The 23061-nt window shown below is 39.3% G+C and carries 19 protein-coding genes and 1 pseudogene; 4 read left to right on the forward strand and 16 right to left on the reverse strand.

The features are described 5' to 3' along the window. Both istA and istB read left to right on the forward strand, forming a co-directional pair. On the forward strand, nucleotides 1-1054 hold a 1054-nt coding region (gene istA / locus B9P78_RS00005; protein ID WP_094517554.1), incomplete at its 5' end, for an IS21 family transposase. Then, the gene (istB, locus tag B9P78_RS00010) at nucleotides 1044-1781 is read left to right on the forward strand and encodes an IS21-like element helper ATPase IstB (RefSeq protein WP_003141336.1); all 738 of its coding nucleotides are present in this window, start codon (nucleotides 1044-1046) and stop codon (nucleotides 1779-1781) included. The genes istA and istB, both read left to right, overlap by 11 nt. A gap of 45 nt (nucleotides 1782-1826) precedes the next feature. Here the strand turns inward: istB and B9P78_RS00015 are convergent, their stop codons facing one another. The 16 genes and pseudogenes from B9P78_RS00015 to B9P78_RS00085 form a co-directional block, all read right to left on the reverse strand. Then, nucleotides 1827-2639 (reverse strand): DUF262 domain-containing protein, encoded by an 813-nt coding sequence (locus B9P78_RS00015; protein ID WP_233487619.1) that lies wholly within the window; start codon nucleotides 2637-2639, stop codon nucleotides 1827-1829. A gap of 751 nt (nucleotides 2640-3390) precedes the next feature. Further along, nucleotides 3391-4254, reverse strand: a complete 864-nt coding sequence (locus B9P78_RS00020) for a pyridoxamine kinase (protein WP_094517555.1) — start codon at nucleotides 4252-4254, stop codon at nucleotides 3391-3393. Nucleotides 4255-4319: 65 nt separating this feature from the next. Beyond that, nucleotides 4320-6736, reverse strand: a pseudogene (gene leuS / locus B9P78_RS00025) (leucine--tRNA ligase). A 327-nt stretch (nucleotides 6737-7063) separates the two neighbouring features. Next, on the reverse strand, nucleotides 7064-7957 hold the full coding sequence (locus B9P78_RS00030; protein ID WP_094517556.1) for a shikimate dehydrogenase: 894 nt from the start codon (nucleotides 7955-7957) through the stop codon (nucleotides 7064-7066). Next, nucleotides 7958-9097: a 3-dehydroquinate synthase gene (gene aroB / locus B9P78_RS00035; protein ID WP_094517557.1), complete on the reverse strand. Its 1140-nt coding sequence runs from the start codon at nucleotides 9095-9097 to the stop codon at nucleotides 7958-7960. It lies immediately after the preceding gene. Nucleotides 9098-9152: 55 nt separating this feature from the next. After that, a complete protein-coding gene (gene aroF, locus B9P78_RS00040) occupies nucleotides 9153-10058 on the reverse strand; it encodes a 3-deoxy-7-phosphoheptulonate synthase (protein ID WP_094517558.1) in 906 nt (301 codons plus the stop codon). Between the two features lie 180 nt (nucleotides 10059-10238). Next, nucleotides 10239-10397, reverse strand: a complete 159-nt coding sequence (locus B9P78_RS09765) for a hypothetical protein (protein WP_158520559.1) — start codon at nucleotides 10395-10397, stop codon at nucleotides 10239-10241. A 42-nt stretch (nucleotides 10398-10439) separates the two neighbouring features. Next, nucleotides 10440-11132, reverse strand: coding sequence for a phosphoribosylaminoimidazolesuccinocarboxamide synthase (locus B9P78_RS00045; protein WP_094517559.1), 693 nt, complete (start codon nucleotides 11130-11132; stop codon nucleotides 10440-10442). An 18-nt stretch (nucleotides 11133-11150) separates the two neighbouring features. Beyond that, nucleotides 11151-12293, reverse strand: coding sequence for a 5-(carboxyamino)imidazole ribonucleotide synthase (gene purK / locus B9P78_RS00050; RefSeq protein ID WP_094517560.1), 1143 nt, complete (start codon nucleotides 12291-12293; stop codon nucleotides 11151-11153). Next, nucleotides 12286-12774 carry a 5-(carboxyamino)imidazole ribonucleotide mutase gene (gene purE / locus B9P78_RS00055; protein WP_094517561.1) on the reverse strand — a complete coding sequence of 163 codons (489 nt, stop codon included), beginning with the start codon at nucleotides 12772-12774 and terminating at the stop codon, nucleotides 12286-12288. The genes purK and purE overlap by 8 nt, the downstream gene beginning before the upstream one ends. Then, nucleotides 12774-14057 (reverse strand): phosphoribosylamine--glycine ligase, encoded by a 1284-nt coding sequence (gene purD / locus B9P78_RS00060; RefSeq protein WP_094517562.1) that lies wholly within the window; start codon nucleotides 14055-14057, stop codon nucleotides 12774-12776. The genes purE and purD overlap by 1 nt, the downstream gene beginning before the upstream one ends. 22 nt (nucleotides 14058-14079) lie before the next feature. Further along, nucleotides 14080-15666 carry a bifunctional phosphoribosylaminoimidazolecarboxamide formyltransferase/IMP cyclohydrolase gene (gene purH, locus B9P78_RS00065; RefSeq protein WP_094517563.1) on the reverse strand — a complete coding sequence of 529 codons (1587 nt, stop codon included), beginning with the start codon at nucleotides 15664-15666 and terminating at the stop codon, nucleotides 14080-14082. A 22-nt stretch (nucleotides 15667-15688) separates the two neighbouring features. Then, nucleotides 15689-16255 carry a phosphoribosylglycinamide formyltransferase gene (gene purN / locus B9P78_RS00070; RefSeq protein ID WP_094517564.1) on the reverse strand — a complete coding sequence of 189 codons (567 nt, stop codon included), beginning with the start codon at nucleotides 16253-16255 and terminating at the stop codon, nucleotides 15689-15691. Beyond that, on the reverse strand, nucleotides 16255-17292 hold the full coding sequence (gene purM / locus B9P78_RS00075) for a phosphoribosylformylglycinamidine cyclo-ligase (RefSeq protein WP_094517565.1): 1038 nt from the start codon (nucleotides 17290-17292) through the stop codon (nucleotides 16255-16257). Before purM ends, purN begins: the two co-directional genes overlap by 1 nt. After that, nucleotides 17285-18784 carry an amidophosphoribosyltransferase gene (gene purF, locus B9P78_RS00080; RefSeq protein ID WP_094517669.1) on the reverse strand — a complete coding sequence of 500 codons (1500 nt, stop codon included), beginning with the start codon at nucleotides 18782-18784 and terminating at the stop codon, nucleotides 17285-17287. The genes purM and purF overlap by 8 nt, the downstream gene beginning before the upstream one ends. 421 nt (nucleotides 18785-19205) lie before the next feature. After that, complete coding sequence (locus B9P78_RS00085) at nucleotides 19206-21509, reverse strand: LysM peptidoglycan-binding domain-containing protein (protein ID WP_094517566.1); 2304 nt, start codon at nucleotides 21507-21509, stop codon at nucleotides 19206-19208. A gap of 193 nt (nucleotides 21510-21702) precedes the next feature. On the opposite strand from B9P78_RS00085, the gene B9P78_RS00090 reads away from it, so the two are divergent. Then, entirely contained in the window at nucleotides 21703-22266 is a 564-nt protein-coding gene (locus tag B9P78_RS00090; RefSeq protein WP_094517567.1) for a class I SAM-dependent methyltransferase, read from the forward strand. 3 nt (nucleotides 22267-22269) lie between these two features. Continuing rightward, entirely contained in the window at nucleotides 22270-22998 is a 729-nt protein-coding gene (locus B9P78_RS00095) for a hypothetical protein (protein WP_094517568.1), read from the forward strand. Nucleotides 22999-23061 lie beyond the last annotated feature (63 nt).

Consider the following 23061-nt stretch of genomic DNA (forward strand, 5'->3'; position numbering starts at 1 on the left):
ACAAATCATAGATATTAAGTTAGAAGATCAATGTACCGCTAAAAGTATCTTCAAATTCATACAAAAGAAAGGGTTCGATGGGAGTTACAGTCTTGTTAGAGACTATTGCCGTGGAGTGAAAAAAGAACGGATACAGAAAGCAACGGTACGCGTCGAATATACGCCTGGTCTTTCAGCACAAATCGATTGGAAAGAAGAAATGCGACTGATAAGCAGTCAGGGAGAAGTCTTCCGCTTTAATATTTTCCTTTATATATTGCCCTACTCAAAGAAGAAATTTATTACGCTTACCTTTGATCGTAAACAAGATACATTGTTTGAGTGCATGAATGATGCCTTTTATAACACCGGTGGTGTTCCAGAAGAAATATGGTTCGATAATATGAAAACTGTCGTCGACCGGTCACGAACTCAATTCTCTCAGGTTCATTTAAACGATCGCTTCTATTCTTTTAGTAAAGATGCAGGGTTCAGAACAATGGTCTGTCGTCCTTTTCGCCCCCAAACAAAAGGCAGCGTAGAAGCTCTCGCCAGAACAATGGACCGGTTACGGGTTTACAATCATGAATTTTATGATTCGACAGACCTCATTCGAATCGTTGACGAACTTTGTGATGAATTAAATTCGGAAGTGTCTCAAGCAACGGACGAGATTCCTGATATACTTTGGAAAATTAATGAAAAAGAGCACCTCCATAAGCTAAAAGATGACTTGTTAAATCCTTATTTTGAAGACTCTATTCGCCGTAAAGTCACAAAGGAAGCAATGGTCATTTTCCGCAAATGTAGGTACTCTGTAGACCCTCGTTATATCGGAAAAGAAGTTGACTTGGATCTTTCCGAAAACGAAGAGTACGTGCACATTTATTATAACGGAGAACAGATTCGTTCGCACCCACTTACCACAAAAAGATTGAACTATAACCAAGAAGATTTGGTTCAGATACTTAAATCAGATGTCATGAGCCACAAAGAAGAAGATGACATCCAAGAACATATTAAACGAAGTTTAAAGCAATATGATTTACTGGAGGTGCCTTCGAATGAGCAGTAACTATCAAAAACTATTAAATAATCTAGAGGCCTTGAATTTAAAACATATGAGAGAATATGTGCCAAACTATATTGAAATTGCCAATCGAGATGAGCTTTCTGTAACAGAAGCTCTTCTAGAATTAACTAATCAAGAATTAGACTTTCAAACGAATCAGACTGTGGAACGTGTCATCCAGCGCGCACACTTTCCCAAACGGACATCACTTGAAGAATTTGATTTCAACTTTCAACCAAGCGTTAACAAAAAAGAGATTCTAGACTTGAAACATATGGCTTTTATGGAGAAAAAAGAAAACTTAGTTTTCATTGGAAACCCTGGTGTAGGGAAAACACACCTTGTCATTGCATTAGGCATTGAAGCATGTCATCAAGGCTACCGTACGCTGTTTATCAGTTGTCATGAATTACTTTTACGTCTTCGTTCTGCCTTTGAAAAAGGGACCGTCGATCGTGTTCTGAAACGATATGCCAAATATGATCTTTTGATCATTGATGAAATAGGTTATTTACCAATTCAAAAAGTTGAAGCTAACCTCTTCTTTCAACTATTAACGATGCGTTACGAAAAAAAATCAACAATGATTACGACAAATATTATCTTATCTCGATGGGGGGAGCTATTTCAGAATTCTGAAATAGCCGCCGCCATTCTTGATCGTCTGGTTCACCATGTTAAAGTCTTCAAGATTACTGGAAAATCATATCGTATGAAAGGGAAAATATAAATGGACTTCTAAATTAGACTGTCAAAAACCTACATTTTTATTCTGTCATAAACCTACAATTTTATACTGTCCTTGACAATAAATAAGATTTTTAGGTGCAAAATCGCCCGATAACGATGCTAAATAATACCTGAAGAAATCCTCCATGTCTTTTGAATCTGGAAATACTTGCTCAAGTATTTTCCAATAGTTATTGTATAAATGAGTTTGTTCTTTATTAGATTTGTCCATCATAATAAAATTACGAATAAGATCTGAAGCTGTTAATCTTTCACCAGTTGAGTTAATACTTTCAAATATTTGTTGAGCATTGTCACGTTCATCCAACTTTATATAAACGATAGAAAATCTTTTTATGGCATAAAGCACCCTATCAAAGCCAAACTCTTTTACAAACTTATCTAACTCTCTTTGTAAAAATAAAAAATTTTGAACTATATTACTATGACTTGCTTTATCAAGTTGCTCGTATTTACCATCCGCAATAAGCAAATATTCGTCACCATCAGAAACTGAAGGATATAAACGTTGTCTATATCTTGTTCCTTCTGGTTCACCGTAATTTTGTAAATAAGTATCATCAATTTCTCGTTTTCTAATATCATTCTCAGCTAAGGATTTCATTGCGTGAGCCATCAAAAACATGGTTACCAATCGCTGTTGACCATCAACTATGGATCGCTCAGTTTTATAATTTACGATATTTTCAAAATAAACGATAGTCCCTAAAAAATGTTGTTTTTGTAATGATTCATCCTTAACTAAAAGGTGTAAATCTTTCATGAGCTGCAACAATTGATTTTTAACTGTCCACGTATATTTACGTTGATATACAGGTATCACAAATTGCTTACCCATTGCTTACCCATTGCTTCCGGAATAAATTCATCTAATAATTTTCTTGGATTAGCTTCCATTGTTTTATCTCCTATTACTGAAAATATGTATTTTTATTATTATAACAGGATATTTGATCTTTAAGATTTTAATATATCAAAATCTATAGTCAAAACAAAAATAAAATTAATTAACTTGTCTACTCATGAGAAAGTAAACTAATGTAACCTTGTATTCTAATATTCACATAAAAATAGATAATTATTCCGCGGCCTAAGTTTTTTTGAATTAAGAGAACTGGAAGTGTACGTCCTTAGCGGTGAACAAGGATGAAATCGAGCCTTTGTCTCGATTTCAAAGCATAGAGACCTTGCCTCTCCTTGGTACCACGGTTTTAAGGTACGTACACTGTAAGGACAAAACACCATTTTTTGATATCTTATGTCCTTTGTATAAGAAACAAAAAAAGAGGCTGGACAAAGGCCTCTAAAAAGCGTACACAATTCTTAATAAGAGTTGTGTACGCCTTTTACTTTGAAAAAAATTTTATAAATTTTGATTGAAATATATCATTGGAACAGGTTAAAGGACTGAAAGTGTAGTTCCTTAGCCGTGAAAGAGGATGAAATCGAGACCTTGGCTCGATTTCAAATTGAAAGACCTTGGCTTTCAATGGTCCCACGGCTCACAAGGAACGTACACTGTAAGGACGAAAAATCTATGATTTTAATCTTTTGTCCCAGCCTCTTACATATTTAACTTAGTTGACTCATTAATTTTGATTTTGTTTCAACATACGTACATAGTTTGCTAGGTCGCCAATGAATAATTCAAATTGTAGACCATTTTGCATCACGTTTGGATCATCAAGCGATTTTTCAATGATACGAGGGATATAATCTACTGCTAATTGCGTAGCTTCTTGTACGCTCGCACCGTTTGCTTGCGCTCCAACAAAAATTGATCCGAAAATATCGCCTGTACCATGGAATTTACCGCCAATAAAAGCTGCTGATGCTAATCCTTGTTCACCCGTTTTGGCGTCAAAGTAGTAAGCACCCGTTTGACTTTCACCATCAAAACCTGCACCAGTTAAGACAACTGATGCATTAGTTTGTTGACGAACGATGCGTAAGAACTCATCGATTTTTTCTTGTGGCCATACACCTTCAGTATATTCTACGCCATACAAGAAGCTCGCTTCTGTTTGGTTTGGCATAATCACATCAGCCATGGCACAAAGTTTTGCCATTTCATCAGCGTAATCCTGGTCGAATCCGTAATAGAATTCGCCATTGTCTGCCATTACAGGGTCTAGATAGAACACTGCATCATCTTTTAATAATTTTGGTAATTCTTTTTCTAGGAATTTAATTTGACGGATTGATCCCAAGTATCCAACATAGGCAGCGTCAAATTGTAGGCCAAATGAATGCCAATGTCTCACGATTTTTTCCATTTCATCAGTTAGGTCTAGGAACGTGAAACCTTCAAAACCAGGGCCTGTATGTGTTGATAATAAAGCCGTTGGTAGAATTGTTCCCTGAAGTGCCATACCTGATAAAATTGGCAATGCAACGGTTGTTGAACATTTCCCGAAACCAGATGCATCGTGAATGATTAAGATATTTTTCATTTAAAGCCATCTCCCCTTAATTAAAATCTAATGATAATTATAAGTGTTTTTCCAAACGATGTCTATTAATTTGCCACAATGTTGACTAATTTGTCGACAACAGCGATTTCCTTTCGTACAGTTTTGCCTGCAATAGCTTCTTTTACTTTATCATTTGCATGTGCAAGTGCGATTAAATCTTCTTTAGATGCGCCGCGTGCAATGTTTGCTTTGGCTTTAATTTTACCATTAACTTGGATAACGATTTCTATTTCGTCATCTACCGTTTTTTCTGGGTCAAATGTTGGCCATGCAACGTAAGAAATACCTGGTTCATTACCCACGATTACCCACATTTCTTCAGCAATATGTGGCGCAATTGGTGCTAATAATTGGATGAAACCTTTCACGTATTCATAGTATAAGCTGTCTGCTTTATTGGCTTCATTTACGAATACCATCATTTGAGAGATTGCTGTATTAAAGTGTAAGTTATCAAAGTCTTCGGTAACTTTTTTCACTGTTTGGTGGTAAACCTTGTCTAATTCACCTGAGTTAAGTGTTGTGACACGGTCACGCATCTTACCGTTTTCATCTACAAATAGGCGCCATACGCGTTCTAGGAAGCGACGAGAACCTTCAAGGCCGTTTTCAGACCAAGCGATAGATGCATCTAATGGTCCCATAAACATTTCGTATAGGCGTAATGTATCAGCACCATATTGGTTAACAACATCATCCGGATTCACAACGTTTCCTTTAGATTTAGACATTTTTTCGTTACCTTCGCCTAAAATCATACCTTGGTTGTATAATTTTTGGAATGGTTCTTCATTAGGTACGATACCCAAGTCATATAGGAACATGTTCCAGAAACGAGCATACAATAAGTGAAGTACAGCATGTTCTGCCCCACCAATGTATAGATCAACATTATACCAGTAGTCTACTAGTTCTTTAGATGCGATTTCTTTGGTGTTCTTAGGATCGATATAACGTAAGAAGTACCAAGATGAACCAGCCCATTGTGGCATGGTGTTGGTTTCACGACGACCTTTCATACCGGTTTCAGGATCTGTTACGTATAACCAATCTTCAATGTTGGCTAATGGCGATTCACCAGTACCAGATGGTTTAATATTGTTTGTTTTTGGCAAACGTAATGGCAATTCTTCTTCAGGAACTGTTGTTGTAGTACCATCTTCCCAATGAATAATTGGAATTGGTTCACCCCAGTAACGTTGACGAGAGAATACCCAGTCACGTAACGGTAAGAAGTTGTACGTTCACCTTTACCTGTTTCCGTTAGAATAGCAATCGCTTTTTCAATGGCTTCTTCTTTGTCTAGACCATTTAGGTCACCAGAGTTGATGTGTGGACCGTCACCTGTGAAAGCTTCTACCGTTACATCGCCACCTTCAATAACAGGTTTAATGTCTAAACCAAATTGTTGTGCGAATTCATAGTCTCGTGTGTCATGAGCTGGAACAGCCATAACAGCACCGGTACCGTATGATGCTAATACATAGTCAGCAACCCAAATTGGGAATGCTTCCCCTGTTAATGGGTGGATACCGTAAGCACCAGTGAAGACACCTGTTTTTTCTTTTGCTAAATCTGTACGATCTAGGTCAGATTTACGAGATGCAGCTTCAATATAAGCTTCTACTTCTGCACGTTGTTCGTCAGTGACGATTTGTTTCACTAAATCATGTTCTGGGGCAAGTACAGCAAAAGTTAAGCCATAAATTGTGTCAGGACGCGTTGTGAAAGCCGCAAAAGATAAACCTTCGTGATCTTTCACATCAAAATTGATTTCAGCACCTTGTGAACGACCAATCCAGTTACGTTGCATTTCTACTACTGAGTTTGGCCAGTCTACGTTATCTAAACCATCTAGTAAACGGTCAGCATATGCCGTAATACGTAATACCCATTGTTTCATTGGTTTGCGGACTACTGGATAGCCACCACGTTCCGTCTTACCATCGATAATTTCTTCGTTCGCTAATACGGTACCTAAATCTTCAGACCAGTTTACTAGGATTTCATCTTCATAGGCTAAGCCTTTTTCATATAATTTAGTGAAGATCCATTGTGTCCATTTATAGAATTTTGGATCAGTAGTATTAATTTCACGGTCCCAATCATATGAGAAACCTAATGATTTAATTTGGCGTTTGAATGTAGCAATATTTTTTGCCGTAAATTCTGCCGGATCATTCCCTGTATCCAAAGCATATTGTTCTGCAGGTAAACCAAAGGCATCCCAGCCCATTGGATGTAACACGTTATAACCTTGTGCACGTTTGTAACGAGACATAATATCTGTCGCTGTATATCCTTCAGGGTGACCTACGTGTAAACCAGCACCTGATGGGTAAGGGAACATATCCATTGCGAAATATTTAGGTTTCGAAAAATCCTCAGAAGTTTTAAATTCCTTGTTTTCATCCCAATATTTTTGCCATTTTTTCTCAATCACTTTATGATTAAAAGCCATTTTTTTCTCTCCTTTAAAATAAAAAAATCCTATACACGTCAAAAACGCATATAGGACGAAATTTCTTTTCGTGGTACCACCTATGTTTGTACTCTTCATACCGATAACGTTGGCGGGACGTGGTGTTTTCTGCCAAAGCATACTCAACCATCTTTGATTCAGCCTAATTCGCAAGTCGTTCAAATATACTTCCACCAACCGTATACTCGCTAAATTGAACAGTGCTTGTTACTACCTCTGAAAAGATCAATTATCGTTATCATTCTAGCATTATATAAGGGCAATTGCAAACCTATTATCGGCAGTTTTCATAGCCTTTTCAAGCCCCTAGTGACCATGAATACGGCTTTGAATCGTCTCAAAAACTCGATCAACAGGCAAGTCTCGATGCGCAAATAGTTGATAGTTTAATTTGGCCTGGAAAACCAACATATCCAGTCCCCCTATCACCTGACAGTGACGTGACTTCGCCTGCTTCATAAACGTCGTTTCCAACTGTTCATAAATCACATCTATCACCACTGTACCTGCTTGTAGCCATTCTGCATTAGCCAAAATTGATTGATCCTTCGAACCTGACATGCCCACACTTGTTGATTGAATAACGATTTCCGCCTTGGTCACAGCTGCTTCGACTCCTGCACTATCCGCTAAATCTACTAAGTTGAGCGCTAAATCAGGATAATCACTGGTTAAGGCTTGCGCTACCTTTAATAAATGGTCTTTCTCTTGAATTTTACGGGCAATCACGGTGATATCTAGCATACCTTCCAAGACAGCTTGGGCAAGGATAATACGCGAGGTTGCGCCTGAACCAAAGATGACTAGACGTTTGCCAGCAAGTGCCACATCTCTATTCTTGACAGCCAACCAGAGACCAGCACCATCAGTGTTGTATCCAATCCATTTGCCGTCTTCGTTGGTGGTAATCATGTTTACAGCTTGGACATAGGCTGCTGCCTTATCCAGCGCATCAACAGTAGCCATGGCAGCCATTTTCCCAGGCATGGTTACATTAATCCCTTGAACACCTAAGGCTTTCAAGTGCTCGATACGGTCAATTGTTTCGGCTTCACTCGTTTCGAAAGCCAGATACACCATGTTGACGTCTTGGGCTTTGAAGGCGGTATTGTAAATAATGGGTGACAATGAATGGCTCAAGGGTTGCCCAATCACGGCTGCAAATTGGGTCCTTCCATTGATATCAGTAATACTATCCATCTATGCCACCTCATCATCACTATCAGTCACGAGGGGCAATTTGTCCGCTTTGAGGTCCTCAATGATGGCTGCTAAATAACTAGCATACTGATCAAATGGCATGGTTTCCAAACGACATTTACCAAATGAATCCGGGAATATTTCCGTTATTTCACCACCACGGCGCTTTTTATCGTTAGTCATGGATACGGTTAAATCCTCGTAATCGTATGCTTTCACCAAATGCATTTGATTTAACAGATGATATTGGTTTAGTAATTGATTGAAGCGTTCAGTTATGAATAAGGCCGTCAAGCCCTCTTTTTCTGCCATAATTTGCGTTAAAATCATACCTATGGCCACACCGCGTCCATGAGACACTTGGTAGTGGGAAGCTTGTTCCACCGCATGGCCAATTGTATGACCAAAATTTAACATCTGGCGTAAACCTAGATCATGTTCATCTTCCAACACTACATCCCGTTTAATTTCCACACAGCGTTTAACAATTTCACCTAGGTCAGCACTTAAAGCATTTAAAGGCTGTTCGCGATCCATCAATTGATTTAATAAATCACCGTCAAGAATCATGCCATATTTAATTAATTCCGCACAGCCATCTTCAAATATCGTTTCGCTTAAAGTTTGAAATGTGTCTAAATCACATAGCACACGTCGTGGTTGGTAGAAAGCGCCGACCAAATTTTTGCCTTGCGGTAAATCAATCGCCGTTTTCCCACCTACTGATGAATCGATTGCTGACAGTAAAGTCGTTGGCATTTGAATGTAATCAATACCGCGCAAATAAGTTGCTGCTGTAAACCCTACTAAGTCCCCAATCACGCCCCCACCTAGCGCGATAATGACATCTGAACGTGAATAATTCAACGTCGCCAAGTGACCTTGAAGGGCGATATAATTTTCAGCAGATTTTTGGGCTTCTCCAGCTGGCAGAACATAAGTATCTACGCCACTGGTAATCCCAACAATCGCTTCTTGTAAATTGCCAAGGTAGCCATAAGAAGCAACATTTTCATCTGTTACAATCAGTGCCTTCTTACCCTGAATCAAATCTTCTAAATGAGCAGCTGCATGTTTCAATAGGTCGTGGTCAATCATAACGTCGTATGGTGTTTCAACCTCTACTGTAACTTTTTCCAATTTATTCCCTCAATTCATCATCCGCGTTTCAGCAATTTTGTTTTCTAATCTTATTTTAAGCTAAATTCGCGTCACTTGCATTCAAATCTTTTAAGAAAGTATGTAAAGCTTGTACTTTACTTGTTAATGTTTTGTAAGCGTCCAAAGTTAATGATTGACGACCATCTGACCAAGCTTCATCCGGGTTTTGATGAATTTCGATAATCAAACCGTCACAACCAGCAGCTACAGCAGCCATCGCCATCGATTCAACCCATTCACGTTTACCCACAGCATGACTTGGATCAATCACAATCGGTAAATGCGTTTTGCTACGAAGAACTGGAATTGCTGATAAATCTAGTGTGTTACGTGTAGTCGTTTCGTAAGTGCGAATACCACGTTCACATAAAACGACATTAGGATTGCCTTGGGCCAAAATATATTCAGCCGCCATTAATAGATCTTCAATGCTAGCAGCCATCCCTCTTTTTAACAAAACAGGTTTATTCGTTTTGCCGACAGCTTTTAGTAAATCAAAATTTTGCATATTTCGTGCGCCAATTTGGTACATATCTATGCCATCGAATAAGTCGACTTGGTCCACAGCCATGACCTCAGTAACAACTGGTAAGTCATATTTCGCACCCACCCGTTCTAAAATTTCTAAACCTTCTTCACCTAAACCTTGGAATGCATATGGTGAAGTTCTTGGCTTGTAGGCGCCACCTCGAAGCATATTCGCACCAGCATCTTTCACGGCGGCAGCAACTTCATCTAATTTGTCCAAACCTTCGATTGAACATGGTCCCCCAATCATGGCAAAGTTTCCGGCACCAATTTTGATATTACCGACTGTAACAACTGATGGCGTTGCTTTGTATGATAAACTAGCGCGTTTGTAAGGTTCACTAATATTGGCTAGGATAGCATCTTCGTTGGTGGCGCTTGTTGTGGTAGTTTGAATTGTTTGTGTTGTCATTTTTGTTTGCTCCTTTGATTGGCTTGACTTGTTTCAGTTACTAGACGACGCATATAGGTGGTGCATGTTTTATGCAAGAAAAAAAGCCCTCTACAACAACACCACCGATGTGATATTTGTTGTAAAGGACTTTCCTAGGACACTAGACGCGCTAGTGACTAAAGAACTAAAATCATATCCTTATGAAGCTACAACAAAATCACCTTTACTTGAACCGAAAAAGTAAAAGTAAAAGTTAAAAAAGAAATAGAATTTTGTTGTAGTCATTGCTTGCATGATTGTAGTCCTCCTCTCGCTGTTTAATACACCAACTTTAACAATGTCACTCATTAAAGTCAAGGTTTTTTCTCATTTATTTTTAATAGGGATTATAAATCTTAATTATGCTTCTGGGAAGTAGTTGATTAAGTTTAATGGTAAAACGTATGTACCATTATCGAATACACGCATGTTTCCGCCAGAGATTTCATCGATTAAAATAACTTTACCAGTTACTGCATCGAAACCGAATTCTAGTTTGATATCAAATACTTCAAGACCGTGAGCTGCAATGTCGTCACGAACGAATGATGCGATTTCTTTCGTTGTAGCAACTAATTCTTCGTATTGATCGCCGTTCATGATGTCTAAGATTGCTAATGCATCTTTTGTAATGTATGGATCTTCACGGTCGTCATCTTTTAATGTTACTTCAACATATGTTGGTAATGCAGTTCCTTCAGTTACATAGTCACCGTAACGACGAACGAATGAACCTGTTGCTTTAAAACGAGTGATTACTTCAAGACCTTTACCAAATACTTTCGCTTTGCGAACAGTCATCGTGTTGTTTTCGATATCAGCGTCAACGAAATGAGTTGGGTAACCAGCTTCATTTAATTTGCTGTAGAAGTATTTAGTTAAACGTAAACCAACTTGGCCTACACCTTCAATAGATAAACCAACTTGGTTAGCACCTGGATCGAAGACACCGTCAACACCTGTAACATCGTCTTTAAATTTCAATACCAATTGGTTTTCTTCTGCACCTTGATAAATATCTTTAGTTTTACCGCTGTAGATTACTTCGTTCATTGAAAATACCTCCATTTTTTAATACATACGTTTCCAAGTTTTAAGTGTTTGTGAAATAGCTAATAAATCCGCTAAATCTGTAAAATTAGGATTGATAATGGTGAAATGCCCCATCTTCCGTTGCGTCTTGGCCTCACCCTTGTTGTAGATGTGGAAGATAGCATTTGGAAATTCTGCCATCCCCTCAGCTAAGCGGGGTAAATGTTGGCCTAAAATGTTAATCATAAGTGCTGGTTCCATCAAGCGAACATCAATCAATGGATGTCCGGTAATGGCTAAAATATGTTGATCAAATTGCGATACGTTGCACGCTTCAATGGTGTAATGCCCTGAATTGTGCGGACGTGGTGCAATTTCGTTGACCAAGATATCGCCAGCTCGACTGACGAAAAATTCAATCCCACAGACGCCGACTAAATTGCCAGCAGTCGCTATTTTACCCGCGATAGATTCAATCGTTGCGGTCATCACCGGGTCAAATGTTTGACCAACTAGTGATGAGAATAGGACACCGTGTTCATGTTGATTGATCGAAATGGGGAAATATTTGATGTTGCCTTGTAAATCGCGTGCCACCATAATGGACGCTTCATAGGCAAAATCGCAATAGACTTCTTGAATCAATGGTTGCTCAGCCAGTAAGTTTTGGATTGTCTCCGATTTCATGGTTAAATCGTGGTCTGAATCGACCTTGATTTGCCCCTTACCATCGTAGCCAAACCGCGTAGTTTTAAGGATAAAAGGATAGCCCATGTCTACATCGATATCATCGATGACTGTGATTTCCTTATATTGAGTGGTTGGGATTTCTTGTTCATTTAACCAAGTTTTTTCTTTGATACGTTCCTGACCGTTCAACAATAATTTTGTGCCCTGTGGAAGGTACGCTTGGGCGTCAATTTCTTGAAGTAGGTCGCCATCGATATTTTCAAATTCATAAGTAACAACGTCCACTGTTTGGACGAAATCTAATAATTTCTCTCGGTCATCGAATTGGCCAACTGTGTGGCCTTGTGCCACATCGAAGCCACATGATGTAGGGTTTGGATCATAGAAATATACTTGATAACCCATCTTCTGTGCGGATTGTCCCAACATCTTACCGAGTTGACCGGCCCCGATGATACCAATCTTGGCTCCGGGATATAAAGTGTTAACCATTGAGTGTCACATCGCTCTCTACTGCTGCCGCATGTTGTTGATCTATATAGGTTTTTAAGCGTTGGCCAATGTCCGCATGATGTAAGGACAAAATGCGTCCTGCCATGAGGGCTGCGTTTTTCGCTCCAGCCTCACCAATTGCCATTGTTGCAACGGGCACACCCGTGGGCATTTGGACGATTGAAAGGAGCGAATCCATACCTGATAAAGCTGAAGACTTCATCGGTACACCAATCACGGGCAAACTTGTTGCCGCAGCAATCATACCTGGTAAGTGAGCTGCCCCACCTGCCCCAGCAATAATAATTTGGTACCCATCGTCTGCCGCATTTTGCGCGAAGGTCAACATTTCTGTTGGCATCCGGTGGGCAGATACAACATGTTTATCGTAAGAAATACCTAGCTGATCTAATAAGATACAGGCTGCTTGCATCTGAGACCAATCCGAAATCGATCCCATCACAACTGCAACATCTGCCATCATACATCGCTCCTTTCTCTTAAATATCCGATATCGTTGCGGTAGAAAGTATCCGCAATAGCTAACGTATTCAATTGTCCGTATACATCTGCTCTCGCAGTTTCGATATCTTCGCCATGCCCTGTTACCATTAGTATCCGGCCACCATTGGCAATCAATTGACTTTGACCATCCTGACTAACACCTGCGTATAATACACGATTGGTATCAATGGTAGATACATCAAGTTTCATCCCTTTGATGTAATCTTTAGGATAGCCTGCTGCTGCAAGTACAACACCTAATTGAACACCATTTTTATATTGAATATCGATTGTTTCCTTATTCAAATGCGCTTCAACAATAGCTAGGAAATCTGTCTCAAGTAAAGGTAAGACCACTTGTGTTTCTGGATCTCCAAGACGTGTGTTAAATTCGATAACCTTAGGGCCATTTACAGTCCAGATTAGGCCGGTATATAGGATTCCGGTAAAAGGTGTGCCATTTTGCACCATTTGATCTGCCACAGGTTGCACAATAGCATCAATAATTTGTTGATTAATTGATGGTGTCATCCAGGAAACGGGGGCAAAAGAGCCCATGCCGCCTGTATTCGCTCCTTGATCACCATCACCGACAGGCTTGTAATCGCAAGCCGTGCCAAGTGTGATTACTTGGTCTTCATTAATCAATGAGAAATGAGAAAATTCGTTACCAACAAGAAATTCTTCTATTAATAAAGGTAAGCCTTTTTTGACCATGAAATCTTCTAAGATATCTTCTGCTTCTATCGTGCTTGTTGGAATAACGACACCCTTACCAGACATCAAACCATCTGCCTTAATCACAAACGGTAATTGCAATTGTTTAGCATAATCTAGGGCTTGAACAATGTCATGACTATCAAAGAATTGGTGTGCAGCGGTTTGGACACCAGCTTGGGCCATGATTTCCTTGGCAAATTGTTTAGAATTTTCTAGTTGGGCCGCAACTTTACTCGGACCAACAATGTCTAGGTCATGTAATTTAAAGTGGTCGACAATGCCCATTTCAAGTGGCACTTCTGGACCAACAAAGCTAATATCAATCGCCTTATCTAAAGCAAAGGCTACTAAGGTTTGAATATCATCTACAGTGATATCCACCGTTTCAATTGGGGCATGTAGGGTTAAGTGTTGATTATCCACTAACATACCTGGGTTACCAGGCGCTACATAGACCTGGCTTACTGCCTGGCTTTGTGCAAAGGCACGCGCTAGGGCATGTTCACGACCACCTGACCCTATGATTAAAATCTGTTTCATTGTCTGTGATCCTTTCCTTAAATTAGTGTCTGAAGTGACGGTTGCCAGTCATAACCATGGTCATATCGTTTGCATCACATACGACTACAGAATCTTCGTCATGGATAGAGCCACCAGGTTGGACGATTGCTTTAATACCGTGTTCATGTGCTAAAGTTGCTGTGTCATCCATTGGTAGGAAAGCATCAGAAGACATAACGTATGCACCTTTCAGTGCTGAATCTTTTTCTTCAGCTTGTTTAATCGCAATGCGGGCAGATCCCACACGATTCATTTGACCTGCACCTATACCTAATGTCATGTATTCATTATTAATAATGATGGCATTTGACTTCACGTGTTTGACAACTTTCATACCGAAGTTCATCGCATCTAATTGCGCCTGGTCTGGTTGACGTGTTGTGGCTACGGTCCATTGTTCAGGTAACGCCGTGATTTCTTCACGTGGTAATTCATCCGAAAGATCAGCATCTTGAACTAGTAAGCCACCAGTAATTGAAATAAATTCTTGATATGGTGCTACTTTTTCATCAAATGAAACGGTTAATAAACGTAAATTCTTTTTCTTTTCTAAACGAGCCAAAGCGTCTGCTTCAAAAGATGGTGCAATAATGATTTCAAGGAATATTTTTGCTAATTCATTAGCAAGCGCTAAGGTAACAGGACGGTTGACAACTACGATACCGCCGTAAATAGATACGTTATCTGCTTGGAAACATCTGTCGAAGGCTTCTTCAATAGTCGCGCCAACGGCAACACCACATGGGTTCATGTGTTTTACTGCTACAGCAACTGGTTCATCAAATTCTTGGGCAATTTTCAGGGCTGCATCTGCATCTTTTAAGTTGTTATAAGAAAGTTGCTTACCATGTAATTGTTTGGCTGCTGCAATCGAATTTGCAGCTGGGTTTAATGTCTTGTAGAAAGCTGCTTTTTGATGGCCGTTTTCACCATAACGTAAGCTTTCCTTGTCGATAAAGGTCATCGTTTTGTGAGCCCATTCATTGACTGGGAAATCTTGTTCGCCTGCATTAAAATCTTTCAAATAGTCTGCAATTAAGGTGTCATAATGACTCGTTAATTGGAAAACTTTACCCGCTAAATATTGGCGGAATGCAAAGCTTGTTTGGCCATCTTGGTCTAATTGGCTGATCAAGGTGTCGTAATCAGCTGGGTCAGTTACCACCGTTACTGATTGATAGTTTTTGGCAGCTGAACGTAACATTGATGGACCACCGATGTCGATATTTTCAATGGCATCCTGTAATGTCACATCATTTTGAGAAATCGTTTCTTTAAATGGGTATAAGTTTACGATGACGTAATCGATTGCTGCAATTTCATGTTCCTTCATTGTTGCTTGATGTTCTGCAGAATCACGTAAACCAAGTAAACCACCATGAATTTTAGGATGTAATGTCTTTACTCGGCCGTCTAACATTTCAGGAAAACCTGTATAAGAATCTACAGTTTGTACTGGAATGCCTGCTTCTTGAATTGCTTTGAAAGTGCCACCTGTTGATAGAAGTTGTACACCTTTTTCAACAAGTTTTCTAGCAACGGTTAAGATATTTGTCTTATCAGAGACTGATAATAATGCGTAAGTCATGTTTGCAATGGTCCTTTCTGTACTAATGGTTTTGAATCAGTTGTTCAATCACTTTGGGATATAACTCATGTTCAATCGCGTGAATATGATTTTCTAGGTCCTCTAACGTCCAATCTTCCTCAATTGTAAGGGATTCTTGAGCGATAATTTCACCAGTATCGATGCCTTCGTCTACAAAATGCACGGTAACACCTGTTTGGCTAACCTTTGCCTTGTAGGCATCTCCAATACCATCACGCCCCGGAAAAGCTGGTAGTAAGGCAGGATGGATGTTGATGATTCGGTTAGGAAAGGCGTCCAGTAGTGGTTGACCGACAATTCGCATAAAACCGGCGAGTACTACCAATTCAACACCTTGTTGATGCAAATAGTTTGCGATAGATTCTTCCCAAGTTTGACGATTGTTGTAAGCTTTGGGTTGCGCCAGCAAGTATGGAATACCTGCTTTTCTCGCTCGTTCGATTACATATGCATTGGGGTTATCGGTCACAATGCAGGCAATCTGACCTGAAATTTCTTGCTTACTAACAGCATCAATAATGGCTTGAACGTTTGTACCATTGCCTGATGCCATCAATCCTAATTTCATTACACACCTGACTTTCTAATGAGTTGGACATTAGCGTCTGATGCTTGACGTTCAGTCATTTGACCGATGATTAGTGCCCCATCGATACCCGCTAAGATTGCTTCAACTTCTGTGGCATCAACTGCTAATACCATACCAATCCCCATATTGAAGACGTTGTATAAATCCATTTGGTCAAGTTGACCAAGGCTTTGAATTTCCTTAAAAATACATGGTACTTGCCAAGCATCGAGATCGATTTGCGCTGACAGGTTGTCCCCATACATACGGGGTACATTTTCATAGAAACCACCACCCGTAATATGTGCAATCCCGTTAATTTTACCCGCTTCCACAAAAGGCATCACGTCTTGAACATAAATTTTTGTTGGTGTTAATAAGTGATCAATCAATGTTTTGCCATCGCGTAATACTGTATTAAAGGGTACTGAATTATCTTTGAAAAAGACTTTACGGACCAATGAATAGCCATTTGAATGGATACCTGATGAAGGTAATCCGATTAACACATCACCCGCTTTTACTCGTGAACCATCTAATAATTTATCTTGGTCAGCTACGCCGACACAAAAACCTGCTAAATCAAATTCTTCATTATGATATAAATCAGGCATTTCGGCTGTTTCACCACCGACTAAAGCTGCTCCAGCTTGAACACACCCTTCAGCTACACCAGCAACAATTTGCTCTATAGTAGCTGGTTGGTTGTGGCCAACTGCTAAATAATCCAGGAAGAAAAGTGGTTGTGCACCTTGCGCTAAGATATCATTGGCACACATTGCCACACAATCAATGCCGACAGTGTCGTATTTTTGTGCTTCTTGAGCAAGCAAAATTTTCGTGCCCACCCCGTCAGTACCTGATACTAAGACGGGATTTGAATATTTAGTCATGTCTAGTTTGAATAAAGCACCGAAGCTGCCCAACTGGTTCAATACTTCTGGACGTTGCGTACGTGCCACATGTTTTTTCATGCGTTCAACTGCTTCATAACCTTTTTCGATATCTACGCCAGATGCCTGGTAAGCATTACTCATCTACAAAAGTCCCTTCTAAAATTGCTTGTTGAATTGGTGTTAATGTGGCATCAAATTCCGCTCTAAAGTCGCCGATGTCATCCAAGTAACGGCCTGTATATGCATCTAATGAAAGACCACGATTTTCTGTATCATATGGTAAGTTTGTTGCTTCTAGTAAACCATCCACTGAAATGAAACCTAGTGAATCAGCATCAAACATATCTTTTAATTCAGCAATCGTATGATTTGCAGCTACTAATTCTGACGTATGCATTGTGTTGATACCGTAGTAGTTAGGGAAGCGAATTGCTGGGCTCGCAATACGAACATGAATTTCTTTTGCTCCGGCTTCACGTAAAATAGTGATTAAGTGACGGATTGTTGTACCACGAACAATTGAGTCATCAACAAGTACAATTGATTTGCCTCTAATGATGCTTTCAACAACTGATAATTTGGCTCTAACGCCTGCTTCTCGTAATTCTTGGGTTGGTTCGATAAAAGTACGGCCAGTATATTGGTGTTTAATTAAGCCGATTTCGTATGGTAGGTTGTGGCCTTCTGCATAACCAGATGCCGCAGATAATGAGGAGTTTGGCACACCGATAACCATTTCAGCGTTTGGTGCTGGATGTTCTTCAGCTAAACAGCGACCGGTATCTTTACGCATTTTATGAACGTTTACACCAGCGATGTCTGAATCTGGACGTGAGAAGTAAATGAATTCCATTGGTTCAATTGCTACGTGACAATCATCAAGATATTGAACGATTTCAAAACCTTCGTCGTTGATGATAACGTATTGCCCAGCTGATAATTCTTGCACAAATTTTGCGCCGATTGATTGTAATGCACATGTTTCACTCGCAAGTGTGTAAGCACCATTTTCAAATTGACCGATTACTAAAGGTCTAAAAGCATGGCGATCAACTGCACCGTATAAGGCGTCATCTGTTAGCAATACGAAGTTAAAGCCACCTTTTAGTGATTTCAAACCTTCTTCAAGTGCGCTTTGGAAATCATTTGATTGATTGCGACGGATTAAATGAATTAAAATTTCTGCTGCTGAGTTAGATGAAAATACTGCGCCGTCTTCTTCAAGCTTTTGACGTAATGTTACGCCTTCAGTGAAGTTACCTGTATGAGCGATCGCAATTGAACGATCATTAAAGTGGAATAAAAGTGGTTGAATATTTGAATCATCCGCTAAATCATCACTTGTTGCTGAACGAACTTGACCGATTGCATTAGTCCCAGTTAATTTTGCCAAGGTTTCTGGTTGATCGAAGACATAATTGATTAACCCATTACCTAAATGACCTTTGAAGACATTTTCCTGGCTTGTGACAATCCCAGCTGATGTTTGTCCACGATGTTGTAATGCATGTAAACCAAAATAAGTAACTTGGTTCGCTAATGGGTGACCCCATACACCAAATAAACCTCCTGATTCTACTACACTGTTAATACCAACATTTGATTTACTTACTTGAGATGCATTTTCTGTCATAACGTCCACTTTTTTCTTCACTCCTTAATATTTGTATATCATGGTAATAAAAATACACCAATCGAGAAGTGAAATCAAGTCTTTTCCGAATAATTTTAAATTTATATTTACGAATGTTCGTGTATAAAAACGGAATTTTGACATATCAAGCCTGATGATTGCTATTTGAGTATCCATTTACGAATTTATCATGAAAATTATTTTTGAACGTTTTTGCTAAAATATGCAATTTAATTTTGTAAAATTTCAACAATTCATCGCGTTCATCATTGCTTACTTCTGTCATGTCTCACAGTAGTTATTACGCAAAATGGATACTTTTGAAAAATAAAGCCAACAAAAAAAATACGCACCGTCGAAAGAGGGGGACTCTTTCAAGGATACGTATTTCTTATTTATTTCATGATCTATCTTAAATGATTTATTTTAATTTTAGAACTTGCCCAATGTATAAGTTGTTGTTTGATAAATCGTTAAGTTTCATCAAGGCATCTAGACTTAGACCGTTATTCTTAGCGATACGGTATAAAGTATCTCCAGAAGCAACTGTGTAAGTTTTAGTCGCTGAAGACGCACTAGTAGTTGCCTTAGCAGATGAGTTACTTGATGCATTAGATGATGCTTGGCTATTGCTTACAGCTGCCGTTTTCGCAGTGAAAACATCGCCAACAAAAATTGCGTCTGAACCGCCATTTTGCGCACGAACGTCTGCTACAGAAATACCTAAGGCGCGAGCCACTGTATATAAACCATCGCCTGCTTTAACTGTATACGATGATTTAGATGCTGGTGTTGCCGCAGTACTACTTGAAGCTTTTGTTGTAGTAGTAGCCGTGGTACTTGTAGCTACAGTTGCATTACTTGTAGTGAAAATATCGCCAACAAAAATTGCGTCTGAACCGCCATTTTGCGCACGAACGTCTGCTACAGAAATACCTAGAGCGCGAGCCACTGTATATAAGCCATCGCCAGCCTTAACTGTATAGCTTGTACCTGATTTAGCTGTTGATGTACTTGCAACTGGTGTTGTAGTTGTTGCCGTACTTGAAGTATTTGCTGTGAACACGTCACCCGCAAAGATTAAGTCTGATCCGCCATTTTGTGAACGGACGTCTGCCACAGAAATTCCTAGCGCACGAGCTACTGAGTACAAACCATCGCCAGCCTTAACTGTATAGCTTGTAGCTGATTTAGCTGTTGATGTACTTGCAGCTGGTGTTGTAGTTGTTGCCGTACTTGAACCATTTACTGTGAACACGTCACCCGCAAAGATTAAGTCTGATCCGCCATTTTGTGCACGGACTTCTGCCACAGATACACCTAGCGCACGGGCTACTGAGTATAAACCATCGCCTGCCTTAACAGTGTAGCTTGTAGCTGATTTAGCTGTTGATGTACTTGCAGCTGGTGTTGTTGTTGTTGCCGTACTTGAACCATTTGCTGTGAACACGTCACCCGCAAAGATTAAGTCTGATCCGCCATTTTGTGCACGGACTTCTGCCACAGATACACCTAATGCACGAGCTACTGAGTATAAACCATCGCCGGCTTTAACAGTATATGATTTAGTACTTGTTGGTGTTGTCGTTGGTGTTGTCGTTTCTGTTGGTGTGCTAGCTTCACTTGTTCCCTCAGCAGTAAACACGTCACCCGCAAAGATTAAGTCTGATCCGCCATTTTGTGCACGGACTTCTGCCACAGATACACCTAATGCACGAGCTACTGAATAAAGTCCGTCACCGGCTTGGACAGTATATGATTTAGTCGGTGTAGCTGTTTGATCCGCATTTTCTTCGGTAACATCTTCAACAATGTCCTCAATAATTTCTTCAGCCGCTTCATCACTTGTCACTGCTACAGAGAATACTTGACCTGGGAAAATTAGGTTAGACGTTAGGTTATATTGTGCCTTTAATTCAGCTAATGTGATCCCTAATTTACTTGCAACTGTATATAAACCGTCACCAGCTTGAACTGTGTATGATTTTTTAGCAGTTGATGCATTACCTTCTTCAACGATTGTTTCGTCGGTAGTATCACCCTCAATACCAGCTTCCACAGGGGTTGATGGGCCAGCAGTTGTATCATATTGAGCTAGATTATAGTTGGTAATTAAGCTATTTAATTTAGTACCATAACGAGTATCAGTAGCATAAGTACCTGTTAAGTAGCTTGTTGCATCTGAATAGCTAGTTGTGTTTGATTTCCAAGTTGGACTATAGAATTCAGAATTCCAGGTTAAACCGTTAACCATTTTATCCACGTAATCCGTTAAAGATTCACGGTATGAAGGATATTTACGGAATTCAGCGGTAATTTGATAGTAGTTACCACTTCCGTCATCTTCAAGTGTGTATACATTTACAGATTCACCGTTATAGTCTCCTTTAATACCAAACAAGTTGTAGTTAGGCGCTGAGGCTAAACCTGAGGCACCCCACCCAGATTCTAAGATTGCTTGTGCAATCATCACGGACGCATAAAGATCGTTTTCATGAGCTAATTCATATGCATCTGGAATGATGGCATCTAAAAATGCATTATTTGTTGATGCAAATGAAACTAACTTTTGCTCGCTGGCACTCACTGTTGGAATGTCTGCTTGCGCACTGTAGCTAGAAACAGCGAAGGCAGAACCTAATACTACGGCCCCGATTTTCACTGAATGTTTGGAAATTGAAGCGAAGTGTTTTCGCAAATTTTGTTTATTTTCCTCAATTACCAATGTTACTCCCCCTTAAAATAGATAGTCATGAAAAAAGTCGAACTTTCACAATCTAAAGTTTATCTAACATTTATATATTAAGAAAGCTTTAATTAATAATGATGTTATCTTTTAATATTTGTAACATAATTGTAAAGATGTTTACTTAAACACTACTGTACTTTATGATTAAATAAGTGAAGGATGTGAGTAAATGTTTCAAAATATAGTTACCTTAAGTCATCACATAATTAAGGAAAAAGTACACAAAGGCGCCCATGTTTTGGACGCTACAGTAGGTAAAGGCAATGACACCTTACTACTATCGCAATTGGTAAAAGACGAAGGTTCCGTCTATGGCTTTGATTTACAAGCCGACGCCATTGCAATAACACAAAAGAGATTAGAAACAGAATCAAAATATAAAAATATCAAGTTGTTTCACGCTGACCATAGCCAGATGGATAAATACTTACCTAAAGATCTTACACTTCAATTCGCTATTTTTAATTTAGGTTATCTGCCTTCGGGTGATAAGGAAATTATCACCAAAGCGGAGACGACTGCAAAGGCGATTGAGGCCACTCTTCCTCGCTTGAATAAAGATGGCGTCTTAGCCATTGCTTCTTATATTGGACACCCAGGAGGAATGGAAGAATTTCTTAAGGTTGAGCTTTTGGTCGAAAGTTTAGATCAAAAACGATATAATGTAGGTATGTTTCAATTTTTGAATCAAAAAAATAACCCACCACGGTTATTCGTTATTGAAAGGAGATAAATGATGCAAGCAATTAAATCTATTCATGCCACAAAAAACAATCATTTTCTACCGCAAATATTGTTTCAAGTCATCTTACTATGTTTACTTGCCGTACCTGCCTATTTGAATTTACAGTCAGTACATACAATCAAATGGCCAGCATTCTTAATTTTGACATTGTTCCAATTTTTGCTGACCCATGTGTATTTTTTATTCTCCAAACAAAAGAAATTAAGCTTGGTGAAAAATATTGTAGTACTCGCCATTTTTGAAGTGGCAATGATTATCATTATGCTCTTTAGCCCCTTTACCGTTTTGGTCAAAGGATTGCTATTTGTACAATGGATACTAATACACCTAGTCATTGGTACGCAAAACCTATTACCAATCTTGCCACCCTTATTTATTGCCATGGAATTAGTCATCATGCAAAATATTATGGAAATGGCAAATGCTAATGTCCTATTAACAGGTTTGGGCTTTATCCCTTTCTTATTCTATCTAGCGACATTTGCATGGCTAGCCAGCCTATTCATGGATCATCATTCAATTGGTGTTGAAATTGCTGGTAAAAAATCATCCACTCAAAAAGTACTGAGTATTTTGCGTATGGTGTCAGTTGTCATTTTGATTATTGCTATCGCTCTTAGCTTCGTGACAGACGCAATTATTTTAAACCAAGCAATTGCCCTAACAATCTCAAGTTTATCCTTATGTATCTATGGTCTCTACTTAAAACGTAAAATTTAATATAACTTCAAAAACCGCCGCAGTAAGTCTTGATCACTAGACTAATTGGGGCGATTCTTTATG

Source organism: Aerococcus sp. 1KP-2016 (genome assembly GCF_002252085.1).
Lineage (GTDB): Bacteria > Bacillota > Bacilli > Lactobacillales > Aerococcaceae > Aerococcus.